13 protein-coding genes and 2 tRNA genes are annotated in these 15773 nt (G+C 52.7%); 8 read left to right on the forward strand and 7 right to left on the reverse strand.

Going from position 1 to position 15773, the window contains the following annotated elements; translation table 11 throughout:
- Nucleotides 1–167 precede the first annotated feature (167 nt).
- From VCU37_RS08910 to VCU37_RS08930, 5 genes are all read left to right on the forward strand, one after another.
- On the forward strand, nt 168–1475 hold the full coding sequence (locus tag VCU37_RS08910) for a citrate synthase (RefSeq protein ID WP_336250302.1): 1308 nt from the start codon (nt 168–170) through the stop codon (nt 1473–1475).
- 194 nt (nt 1476–1669) lie between these two features.
- Nucleotides 1670–3160, forward strand: coding sequence for a septal ring lytic transglycosylase RlpA family protein (locus VCU37_RS08915; RefSeq protein ID WP_336250303.1), 1491 nt, complete (start codon nt 1670–1672; stop codon nt 3158–3160).
- A gap of 392 nt (nt 3161–3552) precedes the next feature.
- The gene (locus tag VCU37_RS08920; protein WP_336250304.1) at nt 3553–4422 is read left to right on the forward strand and encodes a sigma-70 family RNA polymerase sigma factor; all 870 of its coding nucleotides are present in this window, start codon (nt 3553–3555) and stop codon (nt 4420–4422) included.
- A gap of 20 nt (nt 4423–4442) precedes the next feature.
- Nucleotides 4443–5789, forward strand: coding sequence for a hypothetical protein (locus VCU37_RS08925; protein WP_336250305.1), 1347 nt, complete (start codon nt 4443–4445; stop codon nt 5787–5789).
- Between the two features lie 7 nt (nt 5790–5796).
- Entirely contained in the window at nt 5797–6414 is a 618-nt protein-coding gene (locus VCU37_RS08930; protein WP_336250306.1) for an exonuclease domain-containing protein, read from the forward strand.
- 73 nt (nt 6415–6487) lie between these two features.
- Here VCU37_RS08930 and VCU37_RS08935 read toward each other — a convergent pair.
- Both VCU37_RS08935 and VCU37_RS08940 read right to left on the reverse strand, forming a co-directional pair.
- Nucleotides 6488–6562 (reverse strand) — tRNA-Ile (locus VCU37_RS08935).
- A gap of 39 nt (nt 6563–6601) precedes the next feature.
- A tRNA-Cys gene (locus VCU37_RS08940) sits at nt 6602–6672 on the reverse strand.
- 92 nt (nt 6673–6764) lie between these two features.
- Here VCU37_RS08940 and VCU37_RS08945 point away from each other — a divergent pair.
- The 3 genes from VCU37_RS08945 to VCU37_RS08955 all read left to right on the forward strand — a co-directional run bounded on the left by VCU37_RS08945 (nt 6765) and on the right by VCU37_RS08955 (nt 9297).
- Nucleotides 6765–6992 carry a hypothetical protein gene (locus VCU37_RS08945; protein ID WP_336250307.1) on the forward strand — a complete coding sequence of 76 codons (228 nt, stop codon included), beginning with the start codon at nt 6765–6767 and terminating at the stop codon, nt 6990–6992.
- Between the two features lie 80 nt (nt 6993–7072).
- Complete coding sequence (locus VCU37_RS08950) at nt 7073–7804, forward strand: hypothetical protein (RefSeq protein ID WP_336250308.1); 732 nt, start codon at nt 7073–7075, stop codon at nt 7802–7804.
- Between the two features lie 17 nt (nt 7805–7821).
- Nucleotides 7822–9297, forward strand: a complete 1476-nt coding sequence (locus VCU37_RS08955) for a hypothetical protein (RefSeq protein ID WP_336250309.1) — start codon at nt 7822–7824, stop codon at nt 9295–9297.
- Between the two features lie 26 nt (nt 9298–9323).
- On the opposite strand, the gene dtd is transcribed toward VCU37_RS08955, so the two are convergent.
- Genes dtd through VCU37_RS08980 form a run of 5 tightly spaced genes read right to left on the reverse strand, consistent with a single transcriptional unit; the run spans nt 9324 to nt 15608 of the window.
- Nucleotides 9324–9758 carry a D-aminoacyl-tRNA deacylase gene (gene dtd / locus VCU37_RS08960; RefSeq protein WP_336250310.1) on the reverse strand — a complete coding sequence of 145 codons (435 nt, stop codon included), beginning with the start codon at nt 9756–9758 and terminating at the stop codon, nt 9324–9326.
- Nucleotides 9759–9817: 59 nt separating this feature from the next.
- Nucleotides 9818–11434, reverse strand: a complete 1617-nt coding sequence (locus VCU37_RS08965) for an amino acid ABC transporter ATP-binding/permease protein (protein ID WP_336250311.1) — start codon at nt 11432–11434, stop codon at nt 9818–9820.
- Nucleotides 11434–13050: a thiol reductant ABC exporter subunit CydD gene (gene cydD, locus VCU37_RS08970; protein ID WP_336250312.1), complete on the reverse strand. Its 1617-nt coding sequence runs from the start codon at nt 13048–13050 to the stop codon at nt 11434–11436. Before cydD ends, VCU37_RS08965 begins: the two co-directional genes overlap by 1 nt.
- A complete protein-coding gene (gene cydB / locus VCU37_RS08975) occupies nt 13050–14126 on the reverse strand; it encodes a cytochrome d ubiquinol oxidase subunit II (RefSeq protein WP_336250313.1) in 1077 nt (358 codons plus the stop codon). The genes cydD and cydB overlap by 1 nt, the downstream gene beginning before the upstream one ends.
- Before the next feature lie 9 nt (nt 14127–14135).
- A complete protein-coding gene (locus VCU37_RS08980; protein WP_336250314.1) occupies nt 14136–15608 on the reverse strand; it encodes a cytochrome ubiquinol oxidase subunit I in 1473 nt (490 codons plus the stop codon).
- Nucleotides 15609–15773: the final 165 nt, after the last annotated feature.

The raw sequence follows: 15773 nt of genomic DNA on the forward strand, positions 1-15773 counted from the left end.
CTCTCCTATGCTGCCGCCTCACTGAAGGCGGCAGTTTGCTATGTTCCCCGTTTTTTGTCATCTCAAAGACGGTTTTATGACAAGCAAAATGGTCTTTTGGCTCCCAAGTTGAGTATCTTACGATGTTCCGGTTAATCAGGTTCTTGTCTCACAGTGAATGGAGTTCTATGACATTGCCGAATTCTCCAGAACACGCGTTTCTAGATCTTGGGTCAGAAACCCTTGAGATTCCTTTCGTCCCCGCAAGTGAGGGTGGTGCTGGCCTCGCGATCAACCATTTGCGCCCAAAAACTGGGTATGTTGTCTATGATCCAGGGTTCTCGTCAGTAGCACCATGTAAGTCCTCAATCACCTACCTCGATGGTGAAAATGGGATTCTTCGTTATCGCGGGTACCCAATTGAGCAAATTGCTGAACATCTGTCGTTCATGGAAGTCAGCTACCTCTTTATCCACGATGCCTTACCGACTAAAGAACAGTTAGATGTGTTCACGAATATGGTTCGTGACAACATGATGCTGCCTGAGAATATGCGAAAGTTCTTTGATGCGATTCCAAAGAACGCACCACCAATGGCTATTCTCTCCTCTGGGATTGAAATGATGACAGCCTATCGGCGCCGTGAGAAAGAGCCGATAGACGATCCTGACTTCATTCCCTCTGCGGTGTATCGGCTCTTAGCCGAGGCCCCCACCATTGCGGCTTGGTCGCATAAGACATCAGTTGATGAGCCTCTCGTTTACCCTGATGGGCGACTTGACTATGCCTCCAATATTTTGCATATGTTGACCTGGACTCCAATTAATAACTATGAAGTAGACCCCGTGATGGCTAGGGCATTAGATGTGCTATTGATTTTGCACGGTGACCATGAACAAAACTGTTCAACATCAACCGTTCGCATGGTCGCAAGTTCTCGTGCTGATTTGCATGCCTGTATTTCTAGTGGAATCAACTCACTCTGGGGCAGTTTGCACGGAGGGGCTAATCAAGCCGTCATTGAGATGCTCCAAACGATTTTGGATAACGATCGCGATATCGGGCGGGTTCTTTCACGTGCACGAGATCGCAACGATCCGTTCCGGTTAATGGGGTTTGGGCACCGGGTCTATAAAACCTATGACCCCCGTGCACGAATCATCAAACAAGCTGCCCATGATGTCTTGGCCACGTATATGCCAAATGATCCATTGTTAGAACTTGCGATGGAGTTAGAAGAAGCAGCACTACAAGACGATTACTTCCAATCACACAACCTCTACCCCAACGTTGATTTCTATTCCGGGCTGATCTATCGCGCGATGGGGCTACCAGCCAAAATGTTTACCGTAATGTTCGCTATTGGTCGTCTCCCTGGGTGGATTGCTCAGTGGCGAGAAGCAAACTTAGACCCGGAATCTCGAATTGTTCGTCCCCGTCAGGTCTATGTTGGACCGGCTAAACGAGACATCATTCCAATTGAGGAGCGCGGATAATTACAAATCGGGGTACTTCCCTGAGAGAAAAACCTGCACTATTTTGAAAATAGTGCAGGTTTCTCTGTATCATCAATCTGTAACGAGTGACAGGTATTCAGCGAACTGAAGCATCAATAACCGTGCTCCCCTTGTCCGTCCGGTCAGGAATAAACGATTGAGCTATCAGGGTGTGTCCCTCATGCTTGTCGACGATGATTGTTCATTCTCTGTCCTCAAAGACGTTTTCAACCGCTGCAGTACTTTCTGCGCTCGCATTGAGCACGGCACCCTTGCACGCAGATGCACAAGAAACGATTTCTCGTGTCTCTGGCCCTGGGCGCATTGATACGGCTGCCGCAGCCGGATTGCACCAACGCGATTCAGCATCAACGGTCATTATTGCAACAGCAAATGATTGGCCAGATGCCATTGCCTCCACGGTTCTTGCAAACGATAAGGATGCACCACTGTTATTAACAGAGCAGCATCAATTGCCGAGTGCAACGGTGAATGCAATCCGCAAGTTAAAGCCGTCTCGGGCCATTGTCCTTGGTGGAAAAGCAGCAGTCAGTGACAAGGTCATCAGTCAGCTCAAAGGCATGAAATTACCAGTTGAGCGTATTTCTGGTGCGAATCGTGTTGAAACTGCTGCCAAGGTTGCCCGTGAAGCCGGACCTGCCGATTCTGGTCAGGTGGTTATTACCGCTGGTTGGGGCGACAATGCCTGGAGCAATGCAATCGCAGCATCTGCATTAGGTGCATCAGATAATGAAGTACCCACACTGCTTGTCAATAAAGATGAGGTACCTGCGGCAAGTGCCGAAGCAATCAAGGCACTCAAGCCAAGCACTGCGGTCGTCGTTGGCAATAAGAACTCAGTCAGTGATGCCGTCATGGACCAGTTGAAGGCGATGGGGTTGCGGACAACCCGCGTGAGTGGCAACAGCCAATATGACATCAGTGCGAAGATTCTTACCCAAAACTGGGATGCCTTTAAGTCCACCACAAAGGTTGTCTTTGCGAGTGGTGAGAGTTTTGCTGATGGCCTCGCCGCTGGTGCATTAGCAGCCCACATTGATGCGCCGATGATGACCGTACCCAAGGACAAACTTGGCTCGGTCAGTGCCGGTCTCTTGCGCAACTGGAACTCCCCAATTCAAAGTGGCGTGATTGTTGGCGGTACGGCGGCCACAAGTGCAACCGTTGAGGCTGATATTAAAGAGATTTTGAATCAGGGCGTCACCACAGGCGAACAATCCCAGGCGACGATTTCTGACGAAGAGTATGAGGCCATGCTCGCCGAGATCGATGTCATTCAAGCTCCCTCAGCCAAGCCAACGGCCAAACCAACACCCACGGAAGCACCTGCGGCAGAGCAGGACAAACCTTCTTCAGACAATGGTCAAGTATTGTCAGTCGAATACGGTAAGGCCAGCTATTACACCGATACCCGTGTCGCTGCACCTGGTGAAAGGTTTGATGGAACGGCGTTAGCCGCTGCCCATAAGACACTGCCATTTGGTTCCCTCGTTCGCGTGATCAACGAGAAGAACGGCAAAGAGGTCATTGTCAAGATCAATGACCGCGGTCCATATATCAAGGGCCGTGTTATTGACTTGACCCACGCTGCCGCCAAGGAAATTGACATGATGAAGGCCGGCGTTGTTCCGGTGAAACTTGAAGTTATTCGATTGGGATACTAAGTAGTACCTACACCGAGTACAAAATGGGAAACAGCCCTTCGGGGCTGTTTCCCATTTTTCCGTTTATCACGGCTCGTCGGGCCGGCATCTATTCGACAACATGTTGATATTGGTCTGATGACATCGGACCATGCTGCGACCGAATGCAATGAGAATTGATCATCACTCAGCATTTCGTCACTGAGATACACCGTTTTCTACAGATTTCTCTATTTATTTTTAGTTGATGACACAACTATTTGAGACTGGCTCATTACTATTCTCCCTGTTCACAGCCATTTCACTCCTACGATATAGGAAGTAATACAGAGAAGATACGTATAGTACGTACTCATTAGGCGGATTGTTCATCCCAATGGTCTATTTGGATTCGTCAGATTTCTGGCGAAGACATGACCATGCACAAGAACAACACCACCACCGTCGAAGAACTCATCACCGCGAACCTGCCATTGGTTCAATACGGTGTCAGCGAAATTGCAGCAAGACTGCCTCGCCACGTCCACCGTGATGACCTCGTAAGCGCCGCGATGTTGGGGCTGACCCAAGCAGCCAAGTCCTGGAATAGTGACAAGGGCGTAGAGTTCCCAAAGTTCGCAATCATCCGCATCCGCGGTGCACTGCTTGATGAACTCCGCTCTCGTGACTGGGCTAGCCGTTCCGTTCGCCGCCAGGCTCGTGAAATGCAGGCCGCAACAGAAGCCTTCACTAGCCGCGAAGGCCGCACACCCTCAATGAGCGAGACGGCCAAAGAAATGGGTACCAGCGTCAAGCAGGTTGAGAACCTCGTTCACGATGTTCACCGCGGTACCGTTTTGAACTACGACGCAATGGTCGGTGAAGGCGATGCTGCGAACTTACTTCCTTCCGCCGAAGCCACTCCAGAAGAAGCCATCTTGAGCAATGAGCGTCGTGCCTACTTGGCTGATGCCGTGATGGCCCTTCCAGAACGTCTACGCCATGTGATCATTGGATACTTCTTTGAAGGTCGACAGATGATCGACATTGCCGAAGAACTTGGGGTAACTGAGAGCCGTATTTCTCAGATGCGCTCAGAAGCATTTGCGCTCATTCGTATGGGTATGGAACGAGCCATGGACGATAGCGAAGATGGCCCCGAACCACTGCCACAAGACCGTCAGTTCAAGAAGAAGAGCGCTTACGTGGCCGCCGTGACCGAAGGCTCCACGGCTCGTGAACGCATGGGTGCAGACCGTGGCCGTGTCCATGCGCGCGCAAAAGCCGCATTTGCCGCCGCATAGTTGGTACATTGGGCACTGTTATGCCCGTCACCTTACCTCAAACCGCACTCGCGCTTAGTTTTTGTGCACTTACCCTCCTTGGGATAGCCACACCCGCCTCTGCTCAGGCGGGTGATTTGGCGTCTCCTCGCGCATATGCGGCCACCGTAACGATGAACGGGCCGGCACTCACGATCGGCCACCAAACCACCGCCTTTGGATCTACGTCCCTGCAGCTTGCCAACGCACCAACTGCCGATTGCGAGACCACAGCTTGTGCGACGTTAATAAATCCAAAGGTATCTACACCGTTTAAAGTATCCGATCAGCCTGTCTCAGGGTCCCTTCCCGCCATCGGGCTAACTGAGGTCCGCTCAGGGCTACGCGGCGAGAGTGCACCACGACAGACAACACTTACCGCAACGACAGGTACAACAACAGCTGAGGCACAATCGGTCGACGTGGTCTTAGATGAACCAACCTTGAATGCTGTGGACCCCGATATACGTGGCCAGCTACCAGATGACCTAATCAAACTTGCCTCAATGTTAGAACCATTGGCGACCGCTTCAGGGCCAGGGAGTTTGACCGATATTCATGCGGCTGTTCAAGACCTTGCACAAGACCCGGCTTCACGCCCCTTTATGCGGATTCGCCAAGGTGAATCGACAAGCTCAGTTGATTCCAAGCCGCAGGCAATGGTAACGCAAGGGCCGGCCCAGGTTGAGCTGTTTCCTACGAATAGCGGTCATGCACTCATACGGGTTGATATTGCGGCAAGTACGCTGGATGCCACATCCCCTATCGGGTCTTCAGCATCTGGCACCATTACACCAGGAACGATGCATGTTGTGCTGTTACCGGGTCTACGTGATGCGATTCCGGCATCAGTGGGGGCTAATACTAATCTTGCAGGTACCCGCGTTGCTGAGATACTCACCCAATTACCCAAGGCAGCCTCAGGCATTCTTGGTCCACGCTTTAATGCGACTGATTCAGCACTCGTGCTTGATGAGGAAACTGGGGGGTTAACGATTGATGTATCACCATCAACCGAACGAGCTTGCTGGTTTGATTCAAGTGTTCTTGAAACATGTGTAGAGTCAGGAGTTGGCCAGCGAACTCTCTCCGCTAATGGCGCCGGTGTGGGCATGGTTGCCCAACCAGCACGGATGGGCTTGCTTCGTCAAAATATTGTGTTGGATATGCACGAAGCGCATATCGGGGTAAACGCCGACCCCACCCCGGATAACCAGCAACCACTAGAAACACAAGATCGCACGAAACCACTTCCAAGAACTGGCTCAAATCTCCCCCCCGCCTGGGTACTTCTGCTGACCGCCCTATCCAGCATTGGGGTTTTAACCGTACTTCGTAAGCGTTCGTAATAGACCAATGTCCTTAGACTTTTGTGCTATCGACTTTGAAACGGCGTCTTGGGACCGCGCCTCGGCAATCCAAGTAGGCATTGTTCGGGTGCGTGATCGTCAAGTTGTCGATCAATTCGCCACACTCCTTCGCCCTCTACCAGGATTTGACGAGTTTTCTGATGCCGCAATTGAAATACACCACATCACCCCGGAAATGGTGGCGCATGCTCCGTATTGGCGCGATTGTTATTCTGCAGTTCGCACCTTTATTGATGAGGATCGGCTGGTTTCCTACAACGCTCGCTTTGATGGTCAAGTATTCGCGTCGACTTCTCTTATTTCAGGAATTGACGACGCCAGTGTTGAGATGGGGTGCGCACTTACGTGGGCACAACGAACCCTCACCGGACTCTCAAACCATCGATTGGCCACCGTTGCCGCCCACTTTGGGATTGAACTCACCAACCACCATGATGCAACCGCCGATGCCGTCGCCTGCGCCCAGGTGGTCATCCATCTCGCCACGATTTATGAAGTAGATTCCATTGACGAATTAGCCAGGCTTGCCAACGGTCAGTTTTCGTTCTACCAGGCAGACAAGAAAACACTGGCAGCCTATCTCGCAGACCAAACGCACCACTAGTCAGCCAAGAACGAAGCAGCCAGCCCCACCTTGTGGGTGCCGCCGTACTGACGCCCACAAGGACCGGTACGAGTGGGTCAGGTGGGGCTCGAACCCACGCATCGCCGGATTATGAGTCCGGAGCCTTAACCAACTTGGCTACTGACCCGTATGTACCCCAGTGAGTTTCCAAACTGGGGTGTTCTAGAGGCCCGAGCCGGAATCGAACCGGCGATAAGCGAGTTGCAGTCGCATGCCTTACCACTTGGCCATCGGGCCTTAGACGCGCCATTGTGCCATGGGAACCGCTCATGCACACAACTGATATGCCGATAGCGTCACCAAACGACCTGTGTTCATGGAGAAGAACGTTGCAACAACACTGGCCGAGGCCCTCATTAGGAGGCCCTCCCACCGAGGCAAGTTTGCTTGCTGCTGAGCTTGCTATTGTCTCCATGCAACGTTCCCTCACGATCAATGAAACGGTCATTGAGGTACTCCATACACTCCACGAGGAAGCGGGGCCAGGTGCGTCACGATTACGACGCCGCGCAACGCCTAACGACGGATTATGGTCCAATCTTGCCCGCCCGCACTAGCGCAGTGTCCATAGCCTATGTACGGACACCGCTAGAATCCACTCGAACCCAAACCATGCCAATAGAAGGAGTGACCGGGTATGTCCACCTTCCCTTCCGGTGACACTGACGACACCACAACTACTCCAGACAAACCTGACACCCCTGCACCCCAAACCCCTGGAGGACCACCGCCCCGTTCACTTGGGGCGACCTTCGCTGCGTTATCAATGCCGGTACGTATTGGTATCGGGATTGCTGTGCTTCTCCTCATCGGTGGTGCCAGTTATATGGTGACACAGCTCAATGGGTCAGCCTCCACCCACAGAGGAACCCAACAATTAGATGCACAAGCCCCCCAATCCACAAACCCGAACCCGAACCCGAATGGTATTCAAGTCCCCGCACCAGATGCGACAGGACGGATTATCGAGCACGAGGGGCTGGCAGTAAATCGTGACCAAGGTGACGTCACCCAACTTGTGCTTGACCCTGGAACCTATATCAAGATCAATGAGTTGTGGAGTCGTGCGGACAACGACGGCAAGGTATTGCTGCCACCGGGGATGACACGAGATCAAGCGGTCTTTTTCAAAAGTGAAGATCAACAAACGCCGTACACCGGTGAAGTGACGGAACAAACGGCCCCGGCAACCAGTATTTCTTTCGAAGGGGAACTCAATGAAGGCTACTCATTAAGTCCTGGCGTTGTTGTCTGGTACACAAATGAGTCCTTCCAAACAGATCCTGCTTGGATTTTGATTCCTAAAGGCAACCCGGGTGAACACACGTTGTTTGTAGATTCAGTGCCAGTTGAACTTGCCATTCCTTAAGATTCGAGCCATCGGCCATGACCGAACACTGGGGATTCGCCCACGACCCTGACACTGATCTCGGTGAACCGGTTAGCACACCATCTGAAGATACGGACGGTCCTGGTAATCAAGCCGAAGACACTGATAATGGCAGCACCACAAAACGATCGCGCTTGGGCTTACCCCAATCACCTCAGCTCCTCCCCACGAGGCGTTTTGCAGCCCGTCCCGGCCTCTGGATTTGCCTCATTACCCTTAGCGTCTGGCTGATCCTTGCGTTCGTCTTAGCCATTGGTGGCCAGCATGCCCTTGGTATTCCCGTTGACTGGCGGTTGGGCCTTGTACTTGCTGCGGTAAGTCCCGGTGGTGGCCTAGATATTCAGACTGAGCATTGGGCCCTCTCACTCACAACCGGCCCCATCCTTCCAGGGATCGTGATCCTCGGCGTATGGGCAATCGGATGGTCTGTAGCGTTTTCAGATGAATACCGCCGGACCAATGCACCAATCCAAACACCCATGATCACCAAAGCGGCACTACTTGGTGCCGGCCTTCATTTAGGTATTGTACTTGTGGCCTTCCTTATCGGGTCAATGATCACCGTATCCGGCCAACCAGTTTGGATCCGACCTACCCTGGTCAGTACCCTTTGGGGGGCGACCGCATTCCCTACAATTACGCTGCTGGTCGGCTTGTATTACAGCCAGGTACTCCCTTCAGCGATTAAGCCCGCAATCAGCCGATGCATCATGTGGCTCACCCTCCTTGGATTAGGGATTGGCGTCTTGATTGTTGCGCAGTCTGCCGTGTACGGGATGCATTGGGTCGTCCTCATCCTTTGTTCACCGCTTGCCTTGCTATTTGGTCTCTCATTGACGACGGGAGCTCCACTGGTCCTTCAATTACTTGACGGCCAACAGCCCCTCCATGCATCCTGGGGACTCGGTGGTGTTCAAGGCACCGTTAGTGTGCCCATCGTGTTACCAATAGCCGCAGGTGGGTTCATTCTTGGGGCAATTATCGTGGCACACGGGGTTCGACAGGCCATTCAGCTCGGAAATAGCCGACGGCAAGGATTGTGGGTGATCGCAGCAACAAGCATTGTTCTCTGTGCAAGTGTGCTATTTGGTCAGGTGAGTATTGCCAATCTGGTTACCGGTACCACACCACCCCCAGTGGTACCCACCGTTGCCCAAGCACTTCACAATGGGATGACAGTCCAAGACGGCGGGTTATGGTCACTTACATTGGCAGTAAGTTGGCCCGTTGCGATGGCAACGATGGCCGGTTTGCTCACGGTGAGTTATGGCATCGGCGTGATCTTGGCCGGAACTCCACAGGCAACACATCAGGACCAAACCCTGGAAACGAGCTTACAAACGGTCTACGCCGCAGGACTCATTGACGAAACCGCATACGCACGCGCTCGTTATGCCCTGCATCAATCTGCAAACCGGCGTATCCAGGCCCCCCTTGGTCGAAAGTCAAACCGGAACCCCACTTCACGCTAGTACATACCTTTGTAGGCAAACGCAGACTATTCGCGTTCAAGCATGATGGTGACCGGCCCATCACATTGGGCATCAATAACCATGTGCGCTCCAAAGACGCCAGTCTCAACGTGGATACTTCGATCACGCAGTGCCGCACAGTACTGCTCATAAAGCGCCTTGCCGTGATCTGGGCTTGCGGCATGAGAAAAGCTTGGACGGGTACCTTTCCGGCAGTCGCCATAGAGCGTAAATTGACTGATCGCAAGCACCGAACCACCCCGATCGGTGACACTCTCTTCCATCCGACCATCACCGAAGATACGAAGTTTGGCCGTTTTCTCAGCTAACCAACAAGCTGAGTCAACGGTGCTGTGTTTACCCACACCAACAAGGACAAGAAGCCCTTCGGTAATGGCGCCAACAACCTGACTGTCCACACTGACTTGGGCGTGATCCACACGCTGGATAACGAGTTTCATCAAACCCCTTTCACGAGGCAGATAACTAGGTAGGGAGGCAACTAACGGTCTAAATGTACCTATGCAGATAGGGTGATAACCGTATCGGCGCGAGCAACAACCGCTTCATCATGCGTAATAATCAACACACCACGATCATTCAATACCGCCAACGCATCGTCTAAAAAGGCGTCTGCCGTTCGCCGGTCAAGTCCTGCGGTCGGTTCGTCAAGGGCAACAAATGGCCGGTTACTCATCAGCGCACGGGCAAGCGCAATACGCCGTTGTTGACCACCAGATACGGTGACACGCCCAATACCAACATGGGTTTGTGCCCCCTCATCGAGGGTTGCTAACCAATGATCAAGTTGGGCCGCATCAGTCGCTCGCGCAAGCCGGATACTCAGGTCATCACCAGGGTCTGGCCCAGCGCCAATAACGATATTCGTCGCAATAGCTGTTGGCATCAGATGAGCATCTTGGCTTGCCACCGCAATAAGGTCACGCAGATGGGCCACCGGTTGACCATCGGCGACCAGCTCTCCCGCCAAAGGGGTAACGAGCCCGCACAGGGTGCGAAGCAAACTGGTTTTCCCTACGCCGCTCGGCCCAACAATGGCCACGACCTCTCCACGATGCACCGTAAACGTACAATCACGAACCTGGGTGTGTCGGATAGCAAGATGCTGGGTTCCAATGCTCATGGTTGCCTGATCTAGAGGCACATCATCCAACCCAACCGGCGGTGTAGCTAGGGTGGCATTTAACTGGTCCATCGCACGTTGTGCGAGGCGAATACGCTGAGCAGCAGGACCCAGGGCTCCAATGACTTCAAAGGCACCTAAGCTCATCAAGACCATGGGGGCTAGAACCAGATGGTCGGTCAATCCGCTGTCAATGCGCACGTACATCATGATGGCGAGGAGAGCGGTTGTTAGGGCACCCACCAAGCTGGCGGTTGCAGTGGCCAACCCCCGGCGCAGGGCTACACGCCGTTCACGTTCAGCAGCCTTTGCGCTGGTTTCACGTACGAGGTCCATAGCCGTGTTCCACGCACCATAGGCACGGAGCTCATCGGCTCCATTGAGCGTATCAACGATTTGGGTGTGCAAGTGGGTGCGGTCAATCGCATCTGTATTTGGTTGGGCTAACGCCGCAATGGTGGTGGCCACCAGGGCGACGATCATTCCTCCCGTTAACAACATGCCAGCTAAGGGATCAACAATCCAGGCAATAATGGCAACACATACCGCACTGACCGGTACAGCAATGGCTGGGATAAGACCGGCCAGGAGTGCATCGCGGATATCGTCAATGTCTCGGCTCACACTCGCAAGGAGTTTGCCGGTATCCGATGGGCCAGGAACGAGTGGAATGAGCCGTGCCCATACCTCTACACGCAATTGCGCTAACAGCCGAAATGCACTGTCATGGGTAAGGACATCCTCTGCATACCCCGCTGCCGCACGTAATAACGCCATTGCTCGCACACTCACAATTTGAACGGTCAATAACATAATGGGAATGCCTGTGCTAGCAAGCACAATGAGAAGACCGCTCAGTGCCAATAGCGCAGGGCTTGCAAGTTCAGCCAACACCATTAAACCAACTGACCCAGCATTGGCCAGATGATGACCTCTGAGCACCGTTGCAATAGTAAACGGCTGTGGTGTTGATGAAGCGGGAGTTGCGGCCATTATCGAATGCCCTCCCCCTGGGAATGTCCTATAGGGGCAAGGGCTACAACATGATCTGCTGCATCAATAATCACCTGATCGTGAGTAGCCACAATCACAGCTGTACCGTTGGCGGTGAGATCATTAAGTGAGCCACGAATGATGGACGCGGTTCCATCATCTACTTCGGTTGTTGGTTCATCGGCCAATAACAGCACTGGTTCGGCAAGTAACGCTCGTGCCAAGCCAACCCGTCGTGCTTCTCCCCCACTCAACCGGCTGCCACCTTGGCCAACAAATTCATCAAGGCGAGGGATAAGCGCTTGCGCCCCACAGGCATGTAAAACCGAGACGATTCGTTCCTCATCTATTGGCTTGCCGAATGTCAGATTGTCACGCAAGGTGGTGGCCAACACCACTGGTGATTGGGGCATCCAAACGATGCCAGGTGTTGCGGGCTGAAGTTCAGTTGGTTGTCCATCAACTCGAATCGTGCCACTGTCGATAGGCACGAGACCAGCTAATACACCCAGTAGTGTTGACTTACCAGACCCCGATTCACCGGCTAAGGCCACAAGCTCCCCGCGTGAAACAGTTAAACAAGCATCGGCCACATTCAAACGGTCTTGGCGAATCACAGTGACATGATCTAGTTCCCAGGTGATAGCCCTCGACTGGGTTGTAGGTGAGGGTGAAACGCTGGGGCTATGTTCAATTGCATCCAATAGCGCCGCACCGGCCGCCGCGCCTTCAGTTGATGCGTGAAAGGTCGCTCCAACACGCCGGATTGGGAGATAGGCCTCGGGAGCCATAATGAGAACGGCAAGGCCTGGCATCAGCTCCATCAGCCCATAGCTCAATCGAATCCCGATGGTCACGGCTATCAGGGCTGTTCCAATCATGGCGACAAGTTCAAGTGCGAGGGCACTGAGAAATGCGATACGGAGTGTGGCCATTGTTTCAGTGCGCAACCCATCAGCAGCATGGCGAACAAGGTTGTCCTGCTGGCGAGCAACACCAAATAGCCGCAAGGTTTCAAGTCCATACAACAGATCTAAAAAATGACCGCTGAGCCGAGTCATTGCCACATACTGCTTATTTGCTTGGTCTCGGGTTTCAACACCTATCAACCACCCAAATACCCCGAGTAAAGGAACCGTGACAATGAGAATGAGGAGGCTGACCCAATCGGTTATCGCAATTGCTGCAATGACAATACCCGGCATTACCACGCCTTCTAAGGCGCTGGGGAGAAAACGGCCGAACCATTCATCCAACGCATCAGCGCCACTGGTCAACATGGCGGTGATTTGACCGCTGGACTGGTCCGTGACAGCTCCTGAATGGGCCAATGCCTGCATACGCAATTCATGTTTCGTGATGGTGGCTTGACGGCGCGAAAGCTGTTCGGCGATGTAGGCCAAACACGGCCGAATAACGAGCCCGACCCCAAGCCCGACAGCGGCCCAGGTGGCGAGTGGAGTGTGATCGCGAGCACCCACAACGAGTAGCGAGATGGTGAATGCGATAAGTACCCACAAAAGGGAACGCACCCCTGCAATCATGCCGAGGCTGATTACAAGAGTGCGGACGTTCCCTGCCCGTTTGAATAGACGAGGGTCAATCGGTTTAGCCATCAGCTATGGTGTTGTTTGCCAAAGACTTGTTCCATCAATTCAACGGGGCCTTTGGTTGCTCCCAAAATGGTGTCTCGGTCAACCCGTTGGCGGAACACCCAGTAGCTCCAGCTTTGGTACCCAATAATGATGGGGACGAAAAGAACCGCAACGATAGTCATGATCGTCAAGGTTGTTTGTGTTGACGAGGCATTCCACACCGTCAGGTGTTCACTTGCCCCGTGGATGGACGGCATCACATTGGGAAAGAGGGCTGCAAAAATCGTCACCGTAACCAGGATAATACTGACGCCACTTGCGATGAATGCTTTGCCATCAGATTGCGCAGCAACGAGCCAGCGGACCGCAATAATGAGGGCAAGCGCAACGGCAACAAGAACCAGCGCAACAATGACATAGCCACCCAAATTGTGATAACCCGCAATCAATGTCCAGGCAAAACAGGCACCCGTAATCACCGCAACAGGAATGGCTAGTTGTATAGCCAACGCGCGTGCACGGTCAGCGATATCTCCTCGAGATTTCAATGCGAGGAAGACTGCGCCATGCAACGTAAAGAGCGATAACGTGACGAGGCCACCAAGCAAGGCGTAGGGATTCAAGAGGTCGAAGAATCCCCCTTGGTATTCAAAATCGACGATATCCAGGCCACGCAAGATATTTGCGAAGGCCACACCCCATAGCAAGGCGGGGACAACAGAGCCAATGAAAATGCCCCAATCCCAGAGTTCACGCCATTTGGGATTATCAATCTTGTGGCGGTAATCAAAGGCTACGCCACGATAAATAAGCGAAATCAGAATGATGAACAGCGGGAAATAAAAGGTGGTGAATAGGGTCGCATACCACTCAGGGAATGCGGCGAAGGTGGCACCACCGGCTGTGAGTAGCCATACCTCGTTGCCGTCCCAGACGGGCCCGATCGTGTTAATCGCAACCCGTCGGTCAATGTCGTCTTTACTGATGAACCGAAAGATAATGCCGACACCGAAATCGAACCCTTCAAGGAAGAAGTAGCCCGTCCAGAGAACCGCAATGAGGATGAACCAGATGACTTGTAGTACTTCTAAACTCATGGCGGTCTCCTAGTAGTGCACGACGGGGGTGATTGGGCGGTCAGTTGCTGATGTTCCCTTTGGCCCGTCAACATCGCTCACGAGTTCGCCACCTTCATGGCCAGGCAATGATTCTGGTTCGTCTGGACCCTTTACGGTGTACTTGTACATCAGGTAGAACTCAGCCACTGCAAGTGCACCGTATACAAGGGTGAAGATTGACAATGTTGTGATGACTTGCCAAGAGGGGACCGCAACAGAAATACCATCAACGGTGAGCAATTTTTTGTACACCAACCAGGGCTGACGTCCAGCCTCGGTAAATAGCCATCCAGCGCCACATGCCAACACCCCAAAGGAAAGGGCTGGAATAGCAAAACGCAACCACAGACGGGTAATCCGAGTATCTCCACCGTCTGCAAAGGCCTTGCGCCGCCATAGGAATAGGCCAACAGCGCTGTAGAGAATCATCAGGGTACCAAGGCCCACCATCACGCGGAAGGACCAGTACACAACAGGGACATCCGGGAGGTAGTTACCTGGGCCAAATTCAGCTTCAAAGTCCTGCTGAAGGTCTTTAAGCCCCTTCATTTCAGAACCAAACTGATCGGTCGCCAAGAAACTGAGCAGCCCTGGGATACCAACTTCGAAATGGTTCTCTTGGGCTTCGGTGTCGATAACACTAAATAGTGTCAGGGGTGGATTGACCATCGTTTCCCATTGAGCTTCCGCTGCAGCTAACTTGACCGGCTGACGCTCTAAGAGCTGCTGGGCCTGAGCATGGCCAATACCTGCGGTAGCAAGTGAAGCAACAAAGGTCACGATGAGCCCAATGGCCATCGCACGTTCGAATAGGCTGGGTTGGGTTTTGCGGAGCAGGTGATATGCGCTCACCCCAACGACGAGGACCCCTGCAGTACATAAAGCTGCCGTAATAACGTGCCCAAACATGAATGGTAACAAGGGGTTTGTCATTACCTCAGCAAAGCTGCCAAGTTCCAGCCGCCCTTTTTCCGCATTTTCGATATACCCGACCGGGTTTTGCATAAAGGAATTTGCAGCCAGAATAAAGAGGGAACTAAACCACGTTCCTGCGGCCACAAGCCAAATGCACATCAGGTGCAATTTTGGTGGAAGGTACTTCCAGCCAAACATCCAGAGTCCCAGGAATGTGGATTCCAGGAAGAAGGCTAAAAGCGCCTCCATAGCCAGTGGTGCACCAAAAATGTCACCCGCATAACGACTGTAGCTACTCCAATTCATACCAAATTGGAACTCTTGGGTGATACCGGTGACGAGACCAAGCGCGAAGTTAATAAGGAATAGCTTCCCGAAGAATATTGTCATCCTGCGGTACTTGTCATTATTGGTGACGTAGTACAACGTATGCATGATGGCCAAAATCGGGGCCAGACCGATGGTGATAGGCACGAAGATAAAGTGATACAACGTGGTGACGGCAAATTGCCACCTTGCCATTAGTACTGCGAGCTCAAGCTCCATGTAACCTCCTGGGCCGATATTGGGAGGATCACTCCGTGGTCGGCAGCCGTCTCTGTCAGATGTCATACCCGTCGGTAATAGCCAACGAATACTTAATGCTTGGTAAAGCCATTACCAAGACCGTGTGCATTCAGAGTACCAACACCTTGTCTAATAGAACTACTA

The organism is Stomatohabitans albus (assembly GCF_036336025.1).
GTDB classification, from domain to species: Bacteria; Actinomycetota; Nitriliruptoria; order Euzebyales; family Euzebyaceae; genus Stomatohabitans; species Stomatohabitans albus.

Excerpts from the sequence above, each read along its gene's own strand:
- cydD (WP_336250312.1), bottom strand. The coding sequence starts at position 13,050 with ATGGCTAAACCGATTGACCCTCGTCTATTCAAACGGGCAGGGAACGTC.
- VCU37_RS08980 (WP_336250314.1), bottom strand. The coding sequence starts at position 15,608 with ATGGAGCTTGAGCTCGCAGTACTAATGGCAAGGTGGCAATTTGCCGTC.
- VCU37_RS08965 (WP_336250311.1), bottom strand. The coding sequence starts at position 11,434 with ATGGCCGCAACTCCCGCTTCATCAACACCACAGCCGTTTACTATTGCA.
- VCU37_RS08915 (WP_336250303.1), top strand. The coding sequence starts at position 1,670 with ATGATTGTTCATTCTCTGTCCTCAAAGACGTTTTCAACCGCTGCAGTA.
- VCU37_RS08930 (WP_336250306.1), top strand. The coding sequence starts at position 5,797 with ATGTCCTTAGACTTTTGTGCTATCGACTTTGAAACGGCGTCTTGGGAC.
- VCU37_RS08925 (WP_336250305.1), top strand. The coding sequence starts at position 4,443 with ATGCCCGTCACCTTACCTCAAACCGCACTCGCGCTTAGTTTTTGTGCA.
- cydB (WP_336250313.1), bottom strand. The coding sequence starts at position 14,126 with ATGAGTTTAGAAGTACTACAAGTCATCTGGTTCATCCTCATTGCGGTT.
- VCU37_RS08910 (WP_336250302.1), top strand. The coding sequence starts at position 168 with ATGACATTGCCGAATTCTCCAGAACACGCGTTTCTAGATCTTGGGTCA.
- VCU37_RS08920 (WP_336250304.1), top strand. The coding sequence starts at position 3,553 with ATGACCATGCACAAGAACAACACCACCACCGTCGAAGAACTCATCACC.
- VCU37_RS08950 (WP_336250308.1), top strand. The coding sequence starts at position 7,073 with ATGTCCACCTTCCCTTCCGGTGACACTGACGACACCACAACTACTCCA.
- VCU37_RS08955 (WP_336250309.1), top strand. The coding sequence starts at position 7,822 with ATGACCGAACACTGGGGATTCGCCCACGACCCTGACACTGATCTCGGT.
- dtd (WP_336250310.1), bottom strand. The coding sequence starts at position 9,758 with ATGAAACTCGTTATCCAGCGTGTGGATCACGCCCAAGTCAGTGTGGAC.